Origin of the sequence: Turicibacter sp. HGF1 (assembly GCF_000191865.1) — a bacterium.
Taxonomy (GTDB): domain Bacteria; phylum Bacillota_I; class Bacilli_A; order MOL361; family Turicibacteraceae; genus Turicibacter; species Turicibacter sanguinis.
The window spans coordinates 1-19,864 of the sequence record NZ_AEXQ01000008.1 but is presented as its reverse complement, the minus strand read 5'-3'; the positions used below and the strand labels follow the sequence as shown (position 1 = coordinate 19,864).

Annotated in this window: 16 protein-coding genes; all 16 read left to right on the top strand. The window is 35.7% G+C overall.

The window, feature by feature from the left end; all coding sequences use genetic code 11:
- The first annotated feature begins 8 nt into the window (after nt 1–8).
- The 16 genes from HMPREF9402_RS00695 to HMPREF9402_RS00625 all read left to right on the top strand — a co-directional run bounded on the left by HMPREF9402_RS00695 (nt 9) and on the right by HMPREF9402_RS00625 (nt 19,849).
- Nucleotides 9–803: an N-acetylmuramoyl-L-alanine amidase gene (locus HMPREF9402_RS00695; protein WP_009606172.1), complete on the top strand. Its 795-nt coding sequence runs from the start codon at nt 9–11 to the stop codon at nt 801–803.
- A 688-nt stretch (nt 804–1,491) separates the two neighbouring features.
- Entirely contained in the window at nt 1,492–2,151 is a 660-nt protein-coding gene (locus HMPREF9402_RS00690) for a M48 family metallopeptidase (RefSeq protein ID WP_009606187.1), read from the top strand.
- 207 nt (nt 2,152–2,358) lie between these two features.
- Nucleotides 2,359–3,615, top strand: a complete 1,257-nt coding sequence (locus HMPREF9402_RS00685; RefSeq protein ID WP_006785832.1) for an ammonium transporter — start codon at nt 2,359–2,361, stop codon at nt 3,613–3,615.
- Between the two features lie 639 nt (nt 3,616–4,254).
- On the top strand, nt 4,255–5,508 hold the full coding sequence (locus HMPREF9402_RS00680) for a Y-family DNA polymerase (RefSeq protein WP_009606174.1): 1,254 nt from the start codon (nt 4,255–4,257) through the stop codon (nt 5,506–5,508).
- Between the two features lie 16 nt (nt 5,509–5,524).
- Entirely contained in the window at nt 5,525–5,848 is a 324-nt protein-coding gene (locus HMPREF9402_RS00675; protein ID WP_006785834.1) for a YolD-like family protein, read from the top strand.
- A 63-nt stretch (nt 5,849–5,911) separates the two neighbouring features.
- Complete coding sequence (locus HMPREF9402_RS00670; protein ID WP_006785835.1) at nt 5,912–7,039, top strand: ComEC/Rec2 family competence protein; 1,128 nt, start codon at nt 5,912–5,914, stop codon at nt 7,037–7,039.
- A gap of 92 nt (nt 7,040–7,131) precedes the next feature.
- On the top strand, nt 7,132–9,174 hold the full coding sequence (locus tag HMPREF9402_RS00665; RefSeq protein WP_009606175.1) for a peptide ABC transporter substrate-binding protein: 2,043 nt from the start codon (nt 7,132–7,134) through the stop codon (nt 9,172–9,174).
- 122 nt (nt 9,175–9,296) lie between these two features.
- Nucleotides 9,297–10,853, top strand: a complete 1,557-nt coding sequence (locus HMPREF9402_RS00660; RefSeq protein WP_009606170.1) for an ABC-F family ATP-binding cassette domain-containing protein — start codon at nt 9,297–9,299, stop codon at nt 10,851–10,853.
- A 336-nt stretch (nt 10,854–11,189) separates the two neighbouring features.
- Nucleotides 11,190–11,591, top strand: coding sequence for a hypothetical protein (locus HMPREF9402_RS00655; RefSeq protein WP_006785838.1), 402 nt, complete (start codon nt 11,190–11,192; stop codon nt 11,589–11,591).
- A gap of 89 nt (nt 11,592–11,680) precedes the next feature.
- Nucleotides 11,681–12,514, top strand: a complete 834-nt coding sequence (locus tag HMPREF9402_RS00650) for a hypothetical protein (protein WP_006785839.1) — start codon at nt 11,681–11,683, stop codon at nt 12,512–12,514.
- A gap of 122 nt (nt 12,515–12,636) precedes the next feature.
- The gene (locus HMPREF9402_RS00645) at nt 12,637–14,928 is read left to right on the top strand and encodes an ATP-dependent DNA helicase (RefSeq protein WP_009606185.1); all 2,292 of its coding nucleotides are present in this window, start codon (nt 12,637–12,639) and stop codon (nt 14,926–14,928) included.
- Nucleotides 14,929–15,062: 134 nt separating this feature from the next.
- Nucleotides 15,063–15,512 (top strand): MarR family winged helix-turn-helix transcriptional regulator, encoded by a 450-nt coding sequence (locus tag HMPREF9402_RS00640; protein ID WP_006785841.1) that lies wholly within the window; start codon nt 15,063–15,065, stop codon nt 15,510–15,512.
- Nucleotides 15,505–17,235 carry an ABC transporter ATP-binding protein gene (locus HMPREF9402_RS00635; RefSeq protein ID WP_009606184.1) on the top strand — a complete coding sequence of 577 codons (1,731 nt, stop codon included), beginning with the start codon at nt 15,505–15,507 and terminating at the stop codon, nt 17,233–17,235. Before HMPREF9402_RS00640 ends, HMPREF9402_RS00635 begins: the two co-directional genes overlap by 8 nt.
- Entirely contained in the window at nt 17,228–17,428 is a 201-nt protein-coding gene (locus tag HMPREF9402_RS14665; RefSeq protein WP_202944057.1) for a hypothetical protein, read from the top strand. Before HMPREF9402_RS00635 ends, HMPREF9402_RS14665 begins: the two co-directional genes overlap by 8 nt.
- On the top strand, nt 17,344–19,047 hold the full coding sequence (locus HMPREF9402_RS00630; RefSeq protein ID WP_009606188.1) for an ABC transporter ATP-binding protein: 1,704 nt from the start codon (nt 17,344–17,346) through the stop codon (nt 19,045–19,047). Before HMPREF9402_RS14665 ends, HMPREF9402_RS00630 begins: the two co-directional genes overlap by 85 nt.
- 256 nt (nt 19,048–19,303) lie before the next feature.
- Nucleotides 19,304–19,849 (top strand): sugar transferase, encoded by a 546-nt coding sequence (locus HMPREF9402_RS00625; RefSeq protein WP_006785844.1) that lies wholly within the window; start codon nt 19,304–19,306, stop codon nt 19,847–19,849.
- The last annotated feature ends 15 nt before the right edge of the window (nt 19,850–19,864 follow it).

The following is a 19,864-nucleotide window of genomic DNA, read 5'->3' as shown; positions in this document are numbered from 1 at the left end:
GTGATAGAATGCCTTATATTGTAGTGGATGCAGGACATGGTGGACATGATAAAGGAGCTCATTATCATGGGTATAATGAAAAAGATATTACCTTAACAGTGGCAACCAAAGTAACAGCTCGCTTAAGAGAGCTTGGATTTAAGGTGACACAGTTACGAACAGATGATACATATGTTGGAAATGCCTCAGCCAGAGGACGCGTAATTGCTGAATTACAACCTAATTTAGCGATTAGTATTCATGTTAATAGCGCAGGTGGTGGAGGGGAATCAAGTGGAGCGGAGATCTATACCCCACTTAAAGAAGATAGTGCACGTTTTGAATATTATTTAAAACAAGAATTAAGTCGTTTAAATAATTTCCGTGCGATTTATTCAAAAGCCTATACAGGTGAGCTTTATGAACGATTTATTGATCCTGAAACCTTAAGATATACACAAACGTATAATTATACGGATTATTATGGAATTATCCGTGAATCTTGGCGTGGAGGTGTTTCAACGGATATTATTGAAATGTTTTATTTAGATAATGAAGCGGATTTATATACGTTCTTAAATCAAGAAGATACTTATGTTGAAGCAATTGTTGTCTCATTATGTAAAGCGTTTAATGTAGATTATGAACGTGGAGGACTACGAACAGAAGAATCAGACTTAGTGAAAGAAACGAAAAAAGAAACCTATTATCGTGTGATTTGTGGTTCTTATTCAAGCTTAAATGATGCGAAACAAGTTCAACAAAATTTAGTGAATCAAAATTATTCAGGGGTATGGATTCAACCGGTTGAAATGAAACGTTAACGAAATGAAAAGGTAAGATTCTCTTACCTTTTTTTTTATGTTATCATAAATTTAACGAGGTGAATCAGGAGCGTTTTACATGTGTTAAATGGAAGGATGCAGTTTAATGAATTTAAGTGAGCGAATCGGATGAAACCAGGAGAGGGATATGTTTTATTTAATCAAGCAATGTATGTGAAAGGGAAAAGCTATTATCTTTTCTGAATCATCTAGTTAAACTCGAATTAAAGCGTGAAAAATCACCTCAAAAGAATATTAAGCTATTGTCCTACAGTTGTTCATTCCATTAGTGATAAATTTATTTAGTCAAATCAGATTTTATTTTAAACACGATCTGTTTGGTCAACTGAATCAGTTGAGATTAATTGCTCTTTTAGAATAGATTAACTTTCAAGGAATGATTTCTCTAAAAGCTCAAGGCTAAAGGAAACGGGCGCTTTAATTTACTATCGTCAGTTCGTTTGTCAAAGGAAATGAAAAGTCTTTTTATCAAAAAGAAGCGGTGATTCAATGTTTGAGTTACGTTGAAGAAGGATAAAAAATTAAGACTTACATCAAGTTAAACCCCAATAAGAGCAAAGAGGACTTGATCTTGTCCTTGGTGAAACAAGGTGAAGCTGATGGACTGCGTTAATTGATGAAGGTCGAAAAAAAATAAAGAAAAGGTTAGCAAGGATGGGGAAGCAACATGAAATTACAATTCGAGACGTTTGAAGTTTTACTTGAACGTAAAAATATTAAAAATATGTACTTAAAAATTAGACCAAGTGGTGAAATTGTCGTGACGGCGAATTCGAAGATGGAACTTTCGTTTATTAAAGACTTTATTTTATCTAAAGAAACTTGGATCCATCAAAAGCTGCAGCAGATAGCGAATACTTCAACGGTTCTGTCAAAAGATGAGATTCGTTATTTGGGGAAGACATTAAAAAAGCGTCGATTGGCTTCTAATCACACGTGTTTTTCAATTGAGGCAGATAGTTTACGACAAGAAATGCCGCCAAGTGTCAGCGAAGAGAGGGCTGAACGGTTATGTGAGGCGTGGCTTCAAAAGCAGTTAGAAGCGTTAATTCATCAATATATGAGAAAGTATTGGCGATATTTTGAGCAGTCAGGAATTCGGCCTGTTGAAGTGAAATATCGTCAAATGACATCAACATGGGGTGTTTGCCGTCCTGTTAGAGGGAGTATTACGTTTAATAAGCGTTTGATCCATGAGAAAGAGACGTTTATTGAATATGTGGTGGTTCACGAATTATGCCATTTGATTCATCCTAATCATAGTACGAAGTTTTATGAGTTAGTCGCTTGTTTATTACCTCAGTGGAAAGTATATGCTAAAAAATAATTTTTCAAAAAAAACAGTAAACTTTTCCATAAAATGGTAATATAATGAGGTATAGACAAAGAGGTCTTAGATAAAAGATAAAAGGTGGACAAAGGCGTTCTCAAAAGAGGACGCCTTTTTGATTTTCTTCTGACGTCAAAGAACAATCGTAACTCACCCCATTTCGTTAAAGAAAACAGTTTTTTAAAAATTGAGGAGGGAATGAATATGACGATTGATTTAAGTGTAGTGATTGATACGCTATGGATGGTCATAGCATCCATTTTAGTGTTTTCGATGCAAGCTGGTTTTGCTTTAGTAGAAAGTGGATTTACACGGTCTAAAAATGCCGCCAACATTATGATGAAAAACTTTATGGATTATTCCATTGGAACGATTATTTTCTTTATTGTTGGGTTTTCACTTATGTTCCATGGTAGTGTTGCCGGTTTATTTGGTATTCCGGATCTATGTGTAAGTGGTGATTATACCTCTTTAGGATTGATAGTTCCGCTACTTGCTTTCGTCTTTTTCCAAAGTGTGTTTTGCTCAACTTCAGTGACGATTGTTTCAGGAGCCGTAGCTGAACGAATGAAATTTTCAAGCTATCTGATTTTTAGTTCCTTGATGACGGCTATTATTTATCCGATTAGTGGTCACTGGGTTTGGGGTGGCGGTTGGTTAGCACAACTTGGATTTCATGATTTCGCTGGTTCATCAGTTGTCCATGCGCTAGGTGGATTTGCCGCTCTTGCTGGTATTATATTGCTTGGAGCTCGGCGTGGAAAATTTAATCAAGATGGGAGTTCAAATACTATTCATGGTCATAGCCTAACAATGGCTGCTCTTGGTGTTTTTATTTTATGGATTGGATGGTTTGGATTTAATGCAGGTTCAACATTAACTGCGAGCGATCCATGGGCCATTGCTCATGTTGTCATGACCACCAATTTAGCACCAGCAGCGGCGGCTGTTACAACGTTGATGATGTCATGGTTCAAAGGCAAACCAAGTGTGGGAGCGGCATTAAATGGTTCATTGGCTGGATTAGTCGCTATCACGGCAGGTTGTGATTTAGTTTCACCACTAGGAGCGATTGCGATTGGGGTCATTGCCGGAATGGTTATGATGTTTGGAAATGATTTATTAGAGCGAAAATTTAAACTTGATGATGCAGTAGGGGCAATTCCTGTTCACGGTTTTTGTGGGGTTGTCGGAACAATTTTGACTGGACTATTTAGTACAAGCAACGGCTTGTTTTATACCGGAAGCTTTAGCTTTTTAGGAATTCAAATAATAGGTGCCTTCGTGATTGCTTTGTGGGGATTTGTCATGGGATATCTTCTACTAGCTCTTTTGAAAAAAATCAGTGGAATACGGGTAAGTGCAACAGAGGAAGAGAATGGATTGGATTTATCTGAACATGCTGAATCTGCTTACGGTGAATTTTTACTCAAAGAAGATGTCAAAACATCTGAAAACTAAAAAAACACCCTAGCTCTGAATTGAACTAGGGTGTTTAACTATCAAAAAGGAGGCCAATAGGCCTCATGAAAAGTAAATAAATTTGGGGTAAATTTATTGGTTCTCTGGAAAAGAGAGTAAACTAGATTGGTTCATCTAATTTTCAAAATATAGAAAAGAACAGCCATTCAAGTGGCTTGTTTCAATAATAACATATTTTTCCTTAAAACGAAAGTGTTTTTGGATAAAAATGTAATAAAAAGCCAATAAATGTAATAAAATGTTATCTAAAAGAGGTGCAATTCTTTCTAAACTCTAAAATAGAGGATTTAATTGAAAGGGGAGTGAAATTGTAAAGAAAGGAAGCAAGTGAAGATGAGATCAATGCGTTTAAATAGTGTTAGCTATCTTATTTTAGTTGGAACTCGTTTAGTTGTTTAATGAAAAAACTAAACGACCTAGCGTAAATAAATAATATGACTATTTATGAAACCTTGTTAAAGGATTAGAAAAAAGAAGTGTTCTCTCGGACACTTCTTTTTTTCGGAGTTTTAATGATATATTTTTTCACAATCCGAACAAAAGTTTAATTTTTATTGACAAAAAAGGTAAATCTTATGCTATACTATAACAAACAAATGTTCGAAAGAAGTGGTAAGAATGGAAACGAAAACTAGGTTTCGTTCTATTTTGTGTATTGATTTGAAAAGTTTTTATGCTAGTTGCGAGTGTGTCGCTAGAGGGTATGATCCCTTTCAGGTTTCCCTTGCCGTTGTTGGAAGAATGGGGGAATCAGGGAGCATCGTTCTCGCAGTTTCCCCCGCTTTAAAAAGACAAGGAGCCAAATCAAGGTGTCGAGTTTATGAGTTAGAAGGTTATCAAAATGTATGGTTTGTCCCATGTAGAATGAATCACTATTTGAAAGTATCACAAGATATTTTGAAAATATATTTGAGGTATGTTTCTTATGAGGACCTTCATATTTATTCAATTGATGAGGTATTCATCGACATCACGTCATATTTGCGTTTATACAAATGTGATGCATACACGTTAGCTAAGCAGATGATGTGCGATATTTTAAAAGAGACGGGAATTCCCTCAACTTGTGGAATTGGTCCGAATTTATTACTTGCTAAAGTTGCCCTTGATATAGAAGCAAAGAAGGCCGTTAATGGCATTGCACAGTGGAGTTATACAGATGTTAAGACAAAATTATGGCCATTGACCCCGTTATCTAAGATGTGGGGAATCGGTATTCAGCTTGAAAAACGTTTAAACCGGATGGGGATGTATTGTGTTGGAGATATTGCACAATATCCACTTGACTTTTTAAAACGTGAATTTGGTGTTTTAGGTGAACAATTATATCAGCATAGTCATGGAATTGACGAGAGTGATTTACATGACGTTTATCAAAGTAGGTATCCAACAATCGGAGGAGGTCAGGTTTTAATGCGAGATTATTATGCTTATGATATTAAAACAATCTTACTAGAGCAGGTTGAGGAAGTGATGTTCCGCTTACGAAAGAAAAATCTTTATTGTGAAGTGGTGCATCTGGCAATCGGCTATAGTAAATCCGTTAGAGGTGGATTTTCTAGACAAACAAAACTTTCTCAGGCAACTGATTTGACAGAATCCGTATTTGAAGCCTGCTTGAGACTATTCGAGGCCAATTACACAGGACAACCGATTCGAAAAGTGTCCATTTCACTTGGTGGATTAGTTGAGCGTGGGCAAACTCAACTTAGCTTATTTGAAGACGTGACGAAAAAACAGCAGTTGAGTTATGCGATGGATGAAATTAGAATAAAGCATGGTAAAAATGCCTTGTTACGAGCTATTTCTTATGAAAAGGGAGCAACAGGACGTTATCGTAATACGTTAATGGGTGGTCATCAGGCAGAATAAAGAGGAGGTGATAACGATGAAAGATCGAGGGATGATGAAATGGAAAGCCTTTGTCTCGATAGTAGAACAACAACAAGCTATTGAGGAGGTTCTAAACGAATTGTCAAAGATAGAAAAACCACTACTAGATGAGTGGCAACATGAGCAAAACTCTAATTTAGTTGTTGAAGGCTTTTTAAATCAAACAACCATTACGCTTGTTTACTTTGAGCGAGGACAGTTACTTAGGGTAAAGGGAAACGTTGAAAAAATCAATGAGGCCTATCGTTATTTTATCCTATCGGATGGTCACCAAAGAAAGAAGATTTCATTTAGTAGTGTCGTCGAAGTAAAAGGATAGAAAAGGTCATCTTTATATTTTTATGGTATAATGGGGAGAAGTTATGAATTAGGAGAGATTAGTTTGGAGCAGTTTTTAGTTGAGATTGATTATGTCCTTGAATTGTTAAATCAAGCCCATTGGACTGATTATTTAGTGATTACCCTTATGTATCTAATTTTAATTTTAATGATGATAGGAAAGTGGAAAAAAAGTAAGCGACAAATTTGGTATAACTATTTGTGGCTGATGTTATGTCCACCTGTTGGAATTTATTTAGTTAGCCAGAACCGTAAAATTAAAAAGAAAGAAAAAAAACAAGTCATTACCATTTCAGTAACAGGATGGGCCATTATATTATCCTCTATTTTCATTTATTTAGGATGGATGCCAAAACCACAGTATCAAGAAAGTCTAAATCAAAGTCATGTTGGACTTGAAGTTCGGCCTAGTCATCAAGAACTCCAGGTTCATTTTATTGATATTGGACAGGGGGATTCGACCCTGATTATTTATGATGATTTTCATATTTTAATTGATGGTGGAAATAATGGAGCAGAAGATATTTTATTAAATTATTTAGAAGCCGTTGGTGTTGATGATTTAGAAATTGTGGTGGCAACTCATCCCGATGCCGATCATATTGGAGGATTGGCAGAAGTGCTACAGACATACTCGGTTGATTTGATTATTGATTCGGGCGAAGCCCATACCTCTCAAACTTATAAAGCGTATTTAAAGCAAGTTGAAGAACAAAAACAACTAGGGGCTCAATACTTAGAAGATGATGATTTAGTATTTGAACTTGCAGATGGAGTGACGTTTGAAGTAATCGAAACGGGTGATGATAACGGTGATCGTAACAATAACTCAGTTGTAACGAAGTTAACATATAATGATGTTGCCTTCTTATTTACAGGAGATATGGAATCTGACGTTGAAAAGAAAATTTTATCTCGGGATTTAGATGTAGATATTTTAAAGGCAGGACATCACGGTTCAAAAACGTCGTCTTCGATGGCTTTTTTAGAGGTGGTAAAGCCTAAAACAGTCGTGATTAGTGCTGGAAAAAACAATACCTATGGGCATCCACATCCGGTTTTATTAAACCGCTTAAAAGCTTATACGGAGGATATTTATGTGACAGCTGATCTTGGACATATCGTGATTACGACGGATGGCCAAACATATGAGGTAGAGACTGTTAAATAGCACAATATTTTACAAGTATAGACGCTTTATTAAAGTGGGAAACTAAAAGTAGCAAAAAATGCTACTTTTTTTACTTTAATGAGGTGATGGTCTTGAAAAAATCGATAAGTTTCTTACTTATTGTGATGAGTTGGTTTGTAGTCTCACAAATCATTCAAGCTCATGCTGAATCGATAGATGAGACGGCTGTAAAAGTCATAGAACCTAAAAAAAATTATCAAGGATTTTATTCGATAGATCCGGAAACATTTGATTATTTATATACGTTCAAGCAAACAGACTCCAAGCACTTTGCCAATTTTATTGATGGATTGATTGAACATGATGCGTATGGGAATTTAGTTGGCGCTGTTGCTAGTCATTGGGAAAGTAATGAGGATGCAACGATTTGGACGTTTAAGTTGAAAGAAGGAATTAAATGGTATACAGATGAGGGGAGTGTTTACGATGAAGTCAGGGCGCATGATTTTGTGGCTGGACTTTGGCATGCTGCTGATTTTCAATCTCAAACCTTATATCTTGTCAAAGATGTTATCAAAAATTTAGAAGCCTATGTCAATGGAGAAGTAACATTTGATGAAGTGGGGGTAAAAGCGATTGATGATTATACGTTACAATATGAGCTAAATTCTCCGACTCCGTACTTTCCAAGCATGACGACATACTCGATTTTACTACCGGTGAATCAAAGTTTTCTAGAATCGAAGGGAAGTGGATGTCGTCTTGGAAGTCCAGACTTATCGAATTGTTCATTTGGAAATTTAAATCCAGAGTCTATCCTTTATAATGGCGCGTATCGTTTAACAAACTTTACTTCAAAATCTGTGATTGAGTATACCGCAAATGTTGATTATTGGGATGCAGAATCAGTTTATATTCCAAAAGTAAAACTCATTTATTCGGAAAGTTTGGATCCGACTAGTCTATTTTTAGCTTTTGAACGAGGAGAAATTACATCAGCTCCGATTGATGTTTATAATGCGGCTATTTATGCCTTTGCGAAGAAAAAGTATGGCGATTCTATTTTTGTGACGGAAACAAGTAGCGCAACCTCTTTTGCTTGTTTTGTGTTTAACCGTCAAGCGTATCACTCTCCGTTAGATCCCCGAATTGACATTTCGCCTAAAACAGCTAAGCAACGTGAGGATACGAAGTTAGCGATTTCAAATCAAGCTTTTCGCCAGGCCATTTTACATGGACTGGATGTATCAGCTGTTAATGCACAAAGTGTTGGTGAAGAACTGAAAGAGATTTCCGTTCGAAACTTAATTACCCAACCTGACTTTGTTCAAACCTCTTATCATCAAACATATGGTGAGCTAGTCGGCGATTCATTAAAACGACTCAATCCAATGTTATATCCCGAAAACTTTACGGTTGAAGATGGTCAAATGAGCTATTTTAATCCAGGACTTGCAAAAGAATTGATGCAAGTAGCTAAAGCGGAATTAATGGAACAAGGGGTAGATTTTCCAGTTTATCTCGATGTTTTAATCAATGGTGAGAGTGAAATGAGTTTTAGAAGTGCCCAAGCATTAAAGAATAGTCTTGAAACTGAGTTAAAAGGAGATGTGGTGATTAATTTAATCACGACTTCAAGAGAACATCTGGCCGCGACTAAGTCAGCTAGTCTAGTGAATACCGATCTTTATTTTGCAACCGCATGGTCACCTGATTATGGTGATCCTAAAAGTTATATGGATATTTTAGATCCTAAGCAGGGAGATATGTTGAAATATTTTGGATTGAATCAAGCCGTGATTGAAACCGAAGAAGATCGTCAAATTAAAGAACAAATTGGACTAAATAAATTTGGATATTTAAAACAAGCCGCATCTGATGTTGTAAATGACCCAGATTTACGGTATGAATTGTATGCGCAGGCTGAAGCTTTTGCGATTGATCAGGCGTATTTTATTCCTCTTTCAACCTCTGGTGGAAGTTATGCCGTCTCAAAAATTATTCCGTATACCAAACCCTATAGTTCTTATGGTTTATCGACGATGAAGTTTAAAGGAATGCAAATTAGTGATCATATCATTACCGTCGTGGAAAGAAACCAATATAAAGAACAGTGGATACAAAAACGTAATCAAATCGCTCCGTCTATCAATGTCGATAAAATTCTTCCTTAACTAAAATTAACAACTGAATTTTTGAAAATGTTCTTTTCATCTTTTCAAATCTTAGATATAATCGAATAAGGAAAATTTCAGTCGAAGGGCGCAACGTCGTCACTTGGGAAAGGAGAGTCACGATGAGTGTTTTAACTATTACCAACTTGAGTCATGGGTTTGGGGATCGTGCGATTTTTGAAAATGTATCATTCCGTTTATTAAAGGGTGAGCATGTCGGTTTAATCGGAGCAAATGGTGAAGGTAAATCAACATTTATGAATATTATTACTGGAAAATTAGTGCCAGATGAAGGGAAAGTAGAATGGTCACGTAATGTTCGTGTTGGATATTTAGATCAGCACGTGGCACTACAACCTGGTATGACCATTCGTGATGTGTTAAAAACAGCCTTTCAATATTTATTTGATATGGAAGCTAAAATTAACGATTTATATATGAAAATGGGAGAAGTTGATCCTGATGAGATGGATAAACTTCTTGAGGAAGTCGGGGTTTTACAAGATATTTTAACAAACAATGACTTCTATGTCATCGATGCAAAAGTAGAAGAGGTGGCTAAAGGATTAGGACTTCAAGATATTGGACTTGACCGCGATGTTTCAGAATTAAGTGGTGGACAACGTTCAAAAGTATTATTAGCGAAATTATTACTGGAGAAGCCAGATATCTTATTACTTGATGAGCCGACGAACCACTTAGACGAGGCGCACGTGACATGGTTAACTCGTTATTTACAAGAATATGAAAATGCTTTTATTTTAATCTCTCATGATATCCCATTCTTAAATAGTGTAATTAACTTAATCTATCACATGGGGAATCAAGAATTAAACCGCTATGTAGGAGATTACGATAACTTTGTTCGTATCTATGAAGCAAAAAAAGCACAATTAGAGTCTGCTTATAAAAAACAACAGCAAGAGATTGCTGATTTAAAAGATTTCGTTGCTCGAAATAAAGCCCGTGTTTCAACACGTAATATGGCGATGTCACGTCAAAAGAAATTAGATAAAATGGAAGTGATTGAGCTAGCTTCTGAGCGTCCAAAACCAGAGTTTAACTTTAAAGGGGCTCGTACAGCCGGTCGTTATATTTTCCAAACAAAAGATTTAGTGATTGGATATGGTGAGCCATTATCATCTCCATTAAACTTAACAATGGAACGTGGGCAAAAAATTGCGATTTGCGGAGCAAATGGAATTGGGAAAACAACGCTACTTCGTAGCCTTTTAGGTGAAATTCAACCGATTTCAGGGTCTGTTGAACGTGGAGAATTTTTACACATTGGTTACTTCGAACAAGAAATCAAAGGTGGAAAAGATAAAACATGTTTACAAGAGTTCTGGGATGAGTTTCCTCATTTAACACAAGGGGAAGCTCGTGCTGCGTTAGCGAAATGTGGATTAACAACGAAACACATTGAAAGTAAAGTCATGGTCTTAAGTGGAGGAGAACAAGCTAAAGTTCGCCTTGCTAAGTTAATTAATCGTGAATCAAATGTTTTAATTCTCGATGAGCCAACGAACCACTTAGATGTTGATGCGAAAGATGAGTTAAAACGTGCCATTAAAGAATATAAAGGAAGTGTGTTACTGATTTCCCATGAACCTGAATTCTATCGTGATGTGGTGACAGATATTTGGGATGGAGAAAAGTGGACCACTCGTTTAGTTTAGTTAAAAAAGCATGAAAGCCTGTTAAAGAGCTTTCATGCTTTTTCTTATTTTATGAAAGTGCCACCTTTTGATGAAGAGCTTGTTGTTGATTGGAAAGTGACATCCTTTAATGATGTTATTTTTCTTTATAAGGAGAAGTAAAAGATGATTTGGATCGTGGATTTCTGTCTGTTTTGTCATAAGAGAGGGTTAACGTTCATAAAGACTTAGATACTGAGAATGTAAACTAAGGATAAAAACAAGGAAAATTTCGTGGAATTGCTAAGTTTCTTGTATATTTGCACTTTTTCTCTCTTATAATGAAGTGAAATGCAAAATTTTTAGGTAGGGATGAACATGAAGCGTAAAAAAAAGGTGGAATATAACGAAATTTGGGTAAAATCAAGTGTTTGTGTTTTACTTGGGATTGGCGTCATTGGAGGAGTTTGGTTAAAACGTCGCGAAGAAAAAGCGGAACAGGATTTAAAGGAAATTGGGCAGGCATTGTTGAATGAGCATATCAATGAATTAAAACAAAAATTTGGATATGAAGAGATTGACTGTCAGTGTACATTAAATCAAATTGAAGTGGTTTCTAAAAAAAGAGATGAGTTTTTGTTAAGGCTTAACTATGATTTAGTGATTGCAAATGAGATTGAGCGAGATTATAGCACTCAGACCTGGATGATGAGAGTCAAACACGTCAATGCAAAAGGATATGAAGTTATTGAGCAAGGGGAACAGTTGAATGATTTATAAAAGGGTTTACAAAAAAAGAAAAAGGTGATAGTTATTCAACGGAAAATGTGATATAATGACAGATATTTACATATTCCGGAGGGGATAGAATGAAGCAGGGTGAGTTATTAGCGACAGATGGGATTAAAATTGACTTAGAGCGCGAGGACATGCTAGATGTCATTGAAAATGATTTAGAACATCACCATCACATTATGGCCTATTTTTACGAATTTCCCAAACATTCAGTTAACCATCAAGAGATTTATTTAAGTGTGGTTGTGCAGCCCGTTTTTTATGAGAACTTTGTTAAACATAAGCGTTCTTTGGTTGCAGCTTGGGGAAAAGTTTTATTTTATGAAGAGGATTACTATGATGTCACACGATTAGTGGTTCAATATGATAGCTTAGTGAAACTACATTTAAAGTTATATGAACCAAAAGATGTAAAGCCATCTGTGCATCATAAAAAAATTGAAGTGGCGTATGACCCATATGGTTTAATGAACTATGTGGCTGAAAAGTCTGAATGTAGCGCGTACCAGTTAAATTATGAAGCATTAGATAATTGGCGTAGTAAATTCTTCGCTAGTTACTATGAACTTTATCGAAGTATCAATGCCCGTGAATCGTATCAAACCTTACATAGCTTAGATAGGATGCGTTGGTTAATTTCAACGATGTGGATTCTTAAAGCTGGAAAAGTCCCGAATCATTATTTGAATTGGTCTAGAATGGAGGGTCCAGAGTCAATTTTAACTGCTGAAGAACAGGAGAAATTAATCAGCTGGCGTGTTGAGGGGACGCTAGAGGATTTAAAAGAAAAGGTCGACCTGATTCTAGAGGAATTCAAAACTTTACATAAAGAAATTTGTTGGAAATTAGATTTAATCGAAGATGAAGCATTCATCGAACGGATTCTGACGCGAATTCAAATTAAATAATGAAAAAGTCATCTTAGTTAAGCTAAGGTGACTTTTTTGATGAAGGTGGAACAATTTATTATCTAGGATAATGTCAAAAAAAATGATATGATGAATAATAAAAATGAAGTTTGGTGAGAAATATGGTGATTCAAAAAGGTGTTAAAGAGGTGGTGGGATATGTCTACCAACAAGGCGATTTAAACTTAGAATATTTTCAAGCTAATCGTGCACAGCATGGGACAAATGCTCATCAAGCAATTCAAAAAAAATATCTTGATGAGGAGTGCGAAGTTTATCTCGAAATGAGTGTAAAGCATCAAGAACACGATGTTATTTTAAGTGGTCGTATGGATCTATTACTTCATCGAGATGAACGCATCATTATTGGAGAAATAAAATCGACGACCCGACGATTAGAGCTCATTGAAGAAAATGACCGTCCGGTACACTATGCTCAGGCCAAAGTCTATGCTTATTTATATTTACTTAAACATCCCGAGCTAAATTCAGTCATCGTTCGGTTAATTTATTGTAATTTAGACGGGACAGAGGAGCGGGCTTTCGATCAAGAATATACACTTGATGAGTTAGAACCTTTCATGAATCACACATTAGAGGTTTACTTACAGTGGTATTTTATTTTATTAAAATCAATGCAGTTAAAATTAAAGACAGCCAAAACCCTTCAGTTTCCATTTGGGGAATTTCGTGAATATCAACGTGAACTCTCAGGTGCCGTGTATCAAACCATTAAGCAAAAAAAGAATTTATTATTAAGAGCGCCAACCGGCATCGGAAAAACAATGGGAACTATTTTTCCAAGTATTAAAGCGTTAAGTAACACAGAACAAAAAATTTTTTACTTGACCGCTAAAACGATTGGACGGGACGTGGCAGAGAAAGCATTTGACCGTTGCCATGCAAGTGGATGGCAAGCTAAAGTGACCACTATCACTGCTAAAGAAAGAATTTGTTTTATGGATGAAGTCAAATGTGATCCGAAATTTTGCCCTTATGCCGCAGGTTATTTTGATCGTATTAACGAGGCAACTAAAGATTTATTCGAATCAGAACAACTGTTTAATCGCTCAAGAATTGAAACCTATGCTAAAAAACATCAAGTTTGTCCATTTGAGTTTTCACTTGCCATGGCGTCAATTAGTGATGCGGTTATTGGTGACTATAATTATATGTTTGATCCTCGCGCTTTTTTAAGACGTTTCTTTGAGGAACCTTCGTCTCATATTGCGCTCATTGATGAGGCACATAACTTATATGATCGAGCCTGTGAGATGTATAGTGCGAGTTTGTCAAAAGAACCAATTCAAGAGCTTAAACGTTTATTTAAAGACCGTCATAAAGGCTTATCTAAGTCACTCGCTAATTTAAACATGAAATTTATTGAGTATCGTCATGAATTAGAAGAAAAGAAAGTATTTGATTTATTTAAAGAGAATATGGACTTATCCTTTTTAAATCGTGCCCAAGATTTACTTGACGTCCTAGAGAAGTATTTGTATCAGCATCAGGACACAGAATACAAACCACAATTGATGAATTTATACTTTGAATTGCATCAATTTTTAAGAATCTCAGACTATTTTAATGAAAGTTTTAGAGTCCGTTATGAACGGTTTGGCATTGAGGTCAAAGTAAGTATCGTTTGTTTAAATCCAAGTCTTTATTTGAGTGAGAAAATGGAGAAAGTTCGCTCGACCATTTTATTTTCAGCGACGCTACATCCACTAGATTATTATCAAACGGTGCTACTTCATGAAGAGGCGTGTGAAAAAATCTTTTTACCATCCCCGTTTAAACGTGAGCATCTTGATTTATATGTTCAGCACGGAATTTCGACAAAATATAAGCAACGTGAGCGTTCACTTGCTCATCTCATTCAGATGATTTATCATGTGACGAGACAACGAGTTGGTAATTATATGGTCTTTTTACCCTCCTATCAATATTTAGAAATGGTTTATGAGGCTTACCTTGCGTTAGTTCAGGATGAGCAAGAGTTACTTTTTCAGCAGCGGGATATGAGTGAAGAAGAGCGTGATGCCTTTTTAGAAAAGTTTAATGAAACGAATGTCACAACGTTAGTGGCTTTTTGTGTACTAGGAGGTATCTTTAGCGAAGGAATTGATTTGATTGGAGATCGTTTAATTGGGTCATTGATTGTAGGAGTAGGATTGCCTCAAATCAATCCGTTGACTGAGCAACGCCGTGATTACTTTGAAGAAAAGTTCCAAAAAGGTTACTTATACGCTTATGTTTACCCTGGATTTAATAAAGTCATGCAAGCAGTCGGGCGCGTGATTCGAACAGATGAAGACCGAGGAACGGTGATGTTAATTGATGAACGGTATTTAGAGCCGACTTATTTAGCTCTATTTCCTTACGAATGGCAGCACGCAAAGTTTATAAGATAAAAAAAACAGCAAGTTTATTTGCTGTTTTTTAAATATATTTGGGATTGATTGACAATCTAAATAGTCTATGTTATTAATTAGATAGCTAATAATTAGATATCTAATTATATAAAAGCGAAAGGAGAATCATACCTATGAATCCTCATCAATCTAAACATTTACATCATGTTTTGTTTAAAACATTAAAAGCTCATCGTACGATTTGTCATGAACAATTTACGAAGCTTGATTTGACGGTAGGTCAGCCCAAAATATTAGATTTCTTATGTGAACACAATGGTTGTTCTCAAAAAGAATTAGCGAAACACTGTCATATAGAACCTGCTACAGCTACAAGTTTACTGGGGCATTTAGAACGCAATGGCTTAATATATCGTCAAGCAAATGATAGAGATCGCCGTGTTTTAAATGTGTATTTAACAGATGAGGGAAAGAATCGTCAACACATGGTTCAAAAAGTATTTGAACAAATAGATGAAGATTCATTTAAGGGATTTACAGAAGAAGAAAAAGCAAAAACAGTCGAGTATTTAAATCGAATTTGTCAAAATTTAAAGGGAAGGGAGTCTCAACACGATGAGTAATTTATTAAAATACTTAAAAGGGCATGCTATTTTATGTGCTATCATAGCACCTCTTTTAATGCTTGTAGAAGTAGCGATGGACTTATCATTACCGACACTACTTTCAAACATTATTGATATCGGGATTGCAAATAATGACTATGCCTATGTCGTAGCAACAGGGATTAAAATGTTAATCTTTGCCATCATCGGTTTACTTGGTGGAGTTGGATGTGGGATTTTTGCCACGATTGCTGCCCTGAATTTAGGTCAAAATCTTCGTGAGGGATTATTTTCAAAAATTCAAAGTTTATCCTTTTTAGAGATTGACCATTTAAAAACATCTTCATTAATCACGCGTTTAACAAATGATATTACTCAAGTTCAAACGATGTTTTTAATGGCTTTAAAAATCTTAGTTCGTGCGCCATTTTTATGTATTGGGGGACTATTTATGGCTTATCGATTAAGTCATAAATTATCGATTATTTTAGTCGTTGCTATTCCAATCATTTTAATCTTTGTCGCTCTAATTATGTCAAAATCATTCCCGTTATTCAAAACCATGCAAGAAAAAATTGATAATGTAAATAATGTGATGCGTGAAAACTTACTTGGGGTACGTGTAATAAAAGCCTTTAATATGGAAGAAAAACAACATGAACGCTTTGATGAAACAAATGATGATTTAATGAACCAAAGTATTAAAGCGCAAAAACTCATGATTTTATTAAATCCAGTTGTGATGCTAGTCGTTAACTTTAGCGTGATTGCCGTCTTATGGTACGGAGGATATCTCGTGAACGATGGTTTGCTTGAAACAGGGAAAATTTTAGCGTTCATTAACTACTTAACTCAAATTATGATGTCGATGATGATGGTCATTATGATTTCGATGAACTTATCACGTGCAAAAGCATCAGCTGATCGTATCAATGAAGTTTTAAAAACTGAATCAAGCATTAAAGAATCGAATCACCCGCAACACTTAGATGCCTACGATATCGAATTTAAAAATGTTTCCTTTAAATATCATGATCACAGTGAAGAGGTTTTAAAAAATATTTCATTCCATATCAAACAAGGGCAACAAGTCGGAATTATTGGAGGAACAGGATCAGGGAAAAGTTCTTTAATTAGCTTAATTCCACGCCTTTATGATGTAACAGAAGGAGAAGTTTTAATTGGTGGGAAGAATGTTAAATCTCTTCGCCTCAAAGATTTACGTGATCAAATTGGGGTCGTACTACAAGAAAGCATCTTATTCTCAGGAACGATTGCTTCAAACTTCAAATTTGGATATCATGAGGCAACAGAGGAAGAATTAAATAAGGCTGCAATAGATGCTCAAGCTTTAGAGTTTATTCAGACAAAAGAAGATGGCTATGATACGGTGGTTGAACAACGTGGGAAAAATTTATCAGGTGGTCAAAAGCAACGTGTCTCAATTGCCAGAACGTTAATTAGAAATCCTAAAATTTTAATTTTAGATGATGCTTCGAGCGCTTTAGATATGGCGACTGAAAGTAAATTACAACGTGCGATTAAAGAGCGTATGAAAGATAGTACCGTCATTTTAATTGCTCAACGTATTTCAGCAGTTATGGATGCAGATCAAATTATCGTCCTTGATCATGGTCAAGTCTCAGGGATTGGAACCCACGAAGAATTATTAAAAACGAATGAGATTTATCGTAGCATTGCCATTTCACAATTAGGAGAGGAGGCGGTTATGAATGAGTAGACCACAACCATCATTTGGACCTCGCCCAGGTGGCCCTGGAGGCGGACCTGGTGCTCGATTTGGACATCAAAAAGAAAACTTAAAAATCCTAAGCATACCATTAGACGTTTGCTTGGCTATATTGGGAATCAAAAACTTGCAATTATCATTGTTTTTATTTTATGTATTATTACAACACTCATCAGTGTCTTAGCGACTCGTCTATATGGAGATATTATTGATGATTATATTATTCCAGGTGACTTATCAGGCCTTCAAAGAATCTGTTTAATGCTTGGGGGAATGTATGTTATTAGTGTCTTAGCAACCTACATTCAAAACTTAATCATGTTAACTTTATCGCAAAAAACAACGGCAAAAATTCGCCGTCATCTATTTAGTAGTTTACAAAAGTTACCACTCCGTTTCTTTGATACGCATTCAAGTGGAGATTTGATGAGTCGTTTAACAAATGATGTTGATAACATTAACATGACCTTATCTCAAAGCATTACCCAATTATTCTCAGGTATTATCATGATTCTTGGAATGTTAGTGGCTATGATATTATTGAGCCCAGCGTTAACCATCGTTGGCTTATTAACGACACCGTTGATGTTTTTAGTTTCACGCTTTTTAGTCAAGAAAACTCAACCTTTCTTTGTGAAGCAACAGCAAGATTTAGGGGAGTTAAATGGCTATGTGGAGGAAATGGTTTCAGGTCAAAAGGCAGTCTTCTTATTTTCTCAAGAAGAATTTGCTGAGGAAAACTTTGCAACGATTAACCGAAAACTAACGAAAAGTGCAGTGATGGCCCAAGCTTTATCAGGATTTATGGGACCTGTCAACAACTTTATTAATAATATTACCTTCTTAATTGTTGCTGTTTTTGGTGGAATTTTTATTTTATCAGGAATGAATATGACGGTTGGAATTGTGTTTACGTTTATTTTATACATGCGAAACTTTACAAGACCAATCAATGAAATTTTAAACTTAGCGAATACGATTCAGTCTGCATTAGCTGGAGCAGAGCGAGTCTTTGATATTATGGATGAAGCGCCTGAAGAAGATTTAGCTGATGCTAAGGACGTTGAAAATTTAGATGGTGATGTCATCTTAAACCGTGTTAAGTTCTCTTATGATACCGGTAAAACGATTTTAAAAGATGCTTCAATCCATGCTCGCCGTGGTGAAACGGTGGCCATTGTAGGACCAACTGGAGCGGGTAAAACGACAATTATTAATTTACTAACGAAGTTTTATGATATTGAGAGTGGTGAGATTTTAATTGATGGTGAAAACATCAATGGGATGACTCGTAAGAGTTTACGCCAAAGTATCTCGATGGTTTTACAGGATACCTACTTATTCTCTGAAACGGTTCGTGAGAACATTCGTTATGGTCGTTTAAGTGCAAATGATGATGAGGTGATTCATGCGGCAAAGATGGCCAATGCTCATCAGTTTATTATGCAATTACCAGACGGTTACGACACCATCTTAGCCGATAATGGAAGTAATCTCTCTCAAGGACAACGTCAGTTACTCGCGATTGCTCGTGCGATTTTAGCACAGTCTTCTATTCTCATTTTAGATGAAGCCACGTCATCCATTGATACGAAAACAGAAGTTGAAATTCAAAAAGCGATGTTACATTTAATGGAAGGTAAAACGACGTTTGTGATTGCTCATCGTTTAAGTACGATTCGAAATGCCGATCAAATTCTGGTGTTAAATCAAGGTGAAATCATTGAACGTGGAAATCATGATACTTTATTAGCTGCAAATGGTTTCTATGCTAATCTATATAACAGTCAATTCCGTGAATAATGAAAAAAGATGTTAAGGACTTAGTCTTTAACATCTTTTTAAGTTTGAATGAGAATATCTTGTTATGAGATCATATCAGGTCCTTTACTTGAAATTCTAATCACCTATTGCAAAGTAGCTAGGTAATAAGTCGTCAAAAAAGAAAGAATTTTGCATAAAGTAATAATATAAACAGAAAAAATATGGCAAAAATTATGAAAACGTTTATAATTAAATTAGGAAGAAAAACTAATCGTTAAAAGGGGAGGCGGTTAAGTTGAAACGTTTATTTGATATTGAAATCTCATTATTGTTAATGGTATTACTTTCACCACTTTATCTCATCCTTTCCGTGATTGTTCTATGTGATTTAGGTTGGCCGATCATTTACAAACATCGTTATCCAGGATTAAATGAACAACTATTTACGATGTATCGCTTCAGAACCATGACAAATGAAACAGATGAACGAGGGCATCTGTTAAAGCCAACGCAACGATTAACACGCATTGGAGCTTTTTTGAAAAAATATAGTTTAGACGATTTGCCAGAACTTTTCAATGTCTTAAAAGGTGACATGAGTTTGGTAGGGCCACGTCCGGTATTAATTCGAGCAATTCCCTCAAAAAATCAAATTCGCATCAAAAGACATGCCGTCCGTCCTGGGATGACAGGATGGAGTCAGATTCATGGACACAAACAGTTAACATGGGAAGAAAAATTTAAACTAGATTTATATTATATCGAGCATCAAAGTTTAGCTTTTGATTTGAAAATTATCGGAATTACGATTCTTCAACTGTTCGGAGTTCATCGAATATAAAAAAAGTCATCTTAA

Excerpts from the sequence above, each read along its gene's own strand:
- HMPREF9402_RS00695 (WP_009606172.1), top strand. The coding sequence starts at position 9 with ATGCCTTATATTGTAGTGGATGCAGGACATGGTGGACATGATAAAGGA.
- HMPREF9402_RS00690 (WP_009606187.1), top strand. The coding sequence starts at position 1,492 with ATGAAATTACAATTCGAGACGTTTGAAGTTTTACTTGAACGTAAAAAT.
- HMPREF9402_RS00685 (WP_006785832.1), top strand. The coding sequence starts at position 2,359 with ATGACGATTGATTTAAGTGTAGTGATTGATACGCTATGGATGGTCATA.
- HMPREF9402_RS00680 (WP_009606174.1), top strand. The coding sequence starts at position 4,255 with ATGGAAACGAAAACTAGGTTTCGTTCTATTTTGTGTATTGATTTGAAA.
- HMPREF9402_RS00675 (WP_006785834.1), top strand. The coding sequence starts at position 5,525 with ATGAAAGATCGAGGGATGATGAAATGGAAAGCCTTTGTCTCGATAGTA.
- HMPREF9402_RS00660 (WP_009606170.1), top strand. The coding sequence starts at position 9,297 with ATGAGTGTTTTAACTATTACCAACTTGAGTCATGGGTTTGGGGATCGT.
- HMPREF9402_RS00655 (WP_006785838.1), top strand. The coding sequence starts at position 11,190 with ATGAAGCGTAAAAAAAAGGTGGAATATAACGAAATTTGGGTAAAATCA.
- HMPREF9402_RS00650 (WP_006785839.1), top strand. The coding sequence starts at position 11,681 with ATGAAGCAGGGTGAGTTATTAGCGACAGATGGGATTAAAATTGACTTA.
- HMPREF9402_RS00645 (WP_009606185.1), top strand. The coding sequence starts at position 12,637 with ATGGTGATTCAAAAAGGTGTTAAAGAGGTGGTGGGATATGTCTACCAA.
- HMPREF9402_RS00640 (WP_006785841.1), top strand. The coding sequence starts at position 15,063 with ATGAATCCTCATCAATCTAAACATTTACATCATGTTTTGTTTAAAACA.
- HMPREF9402_RS00635 (WP_009606184.1), top strand. The coding sequence starts at position 15,505 with ATGAGTAATTTATTAAAATACTTAAAAGGGCATGCTATTTTATGTGCT.
- HMPREF9402_RS14665 (WP_202944057.1), top strand. The coding sequence starts at position 17,228 with ATGAGTAGACCACAACCATCATTTGGACCTCGCCCAGGTGGCCCTGGA.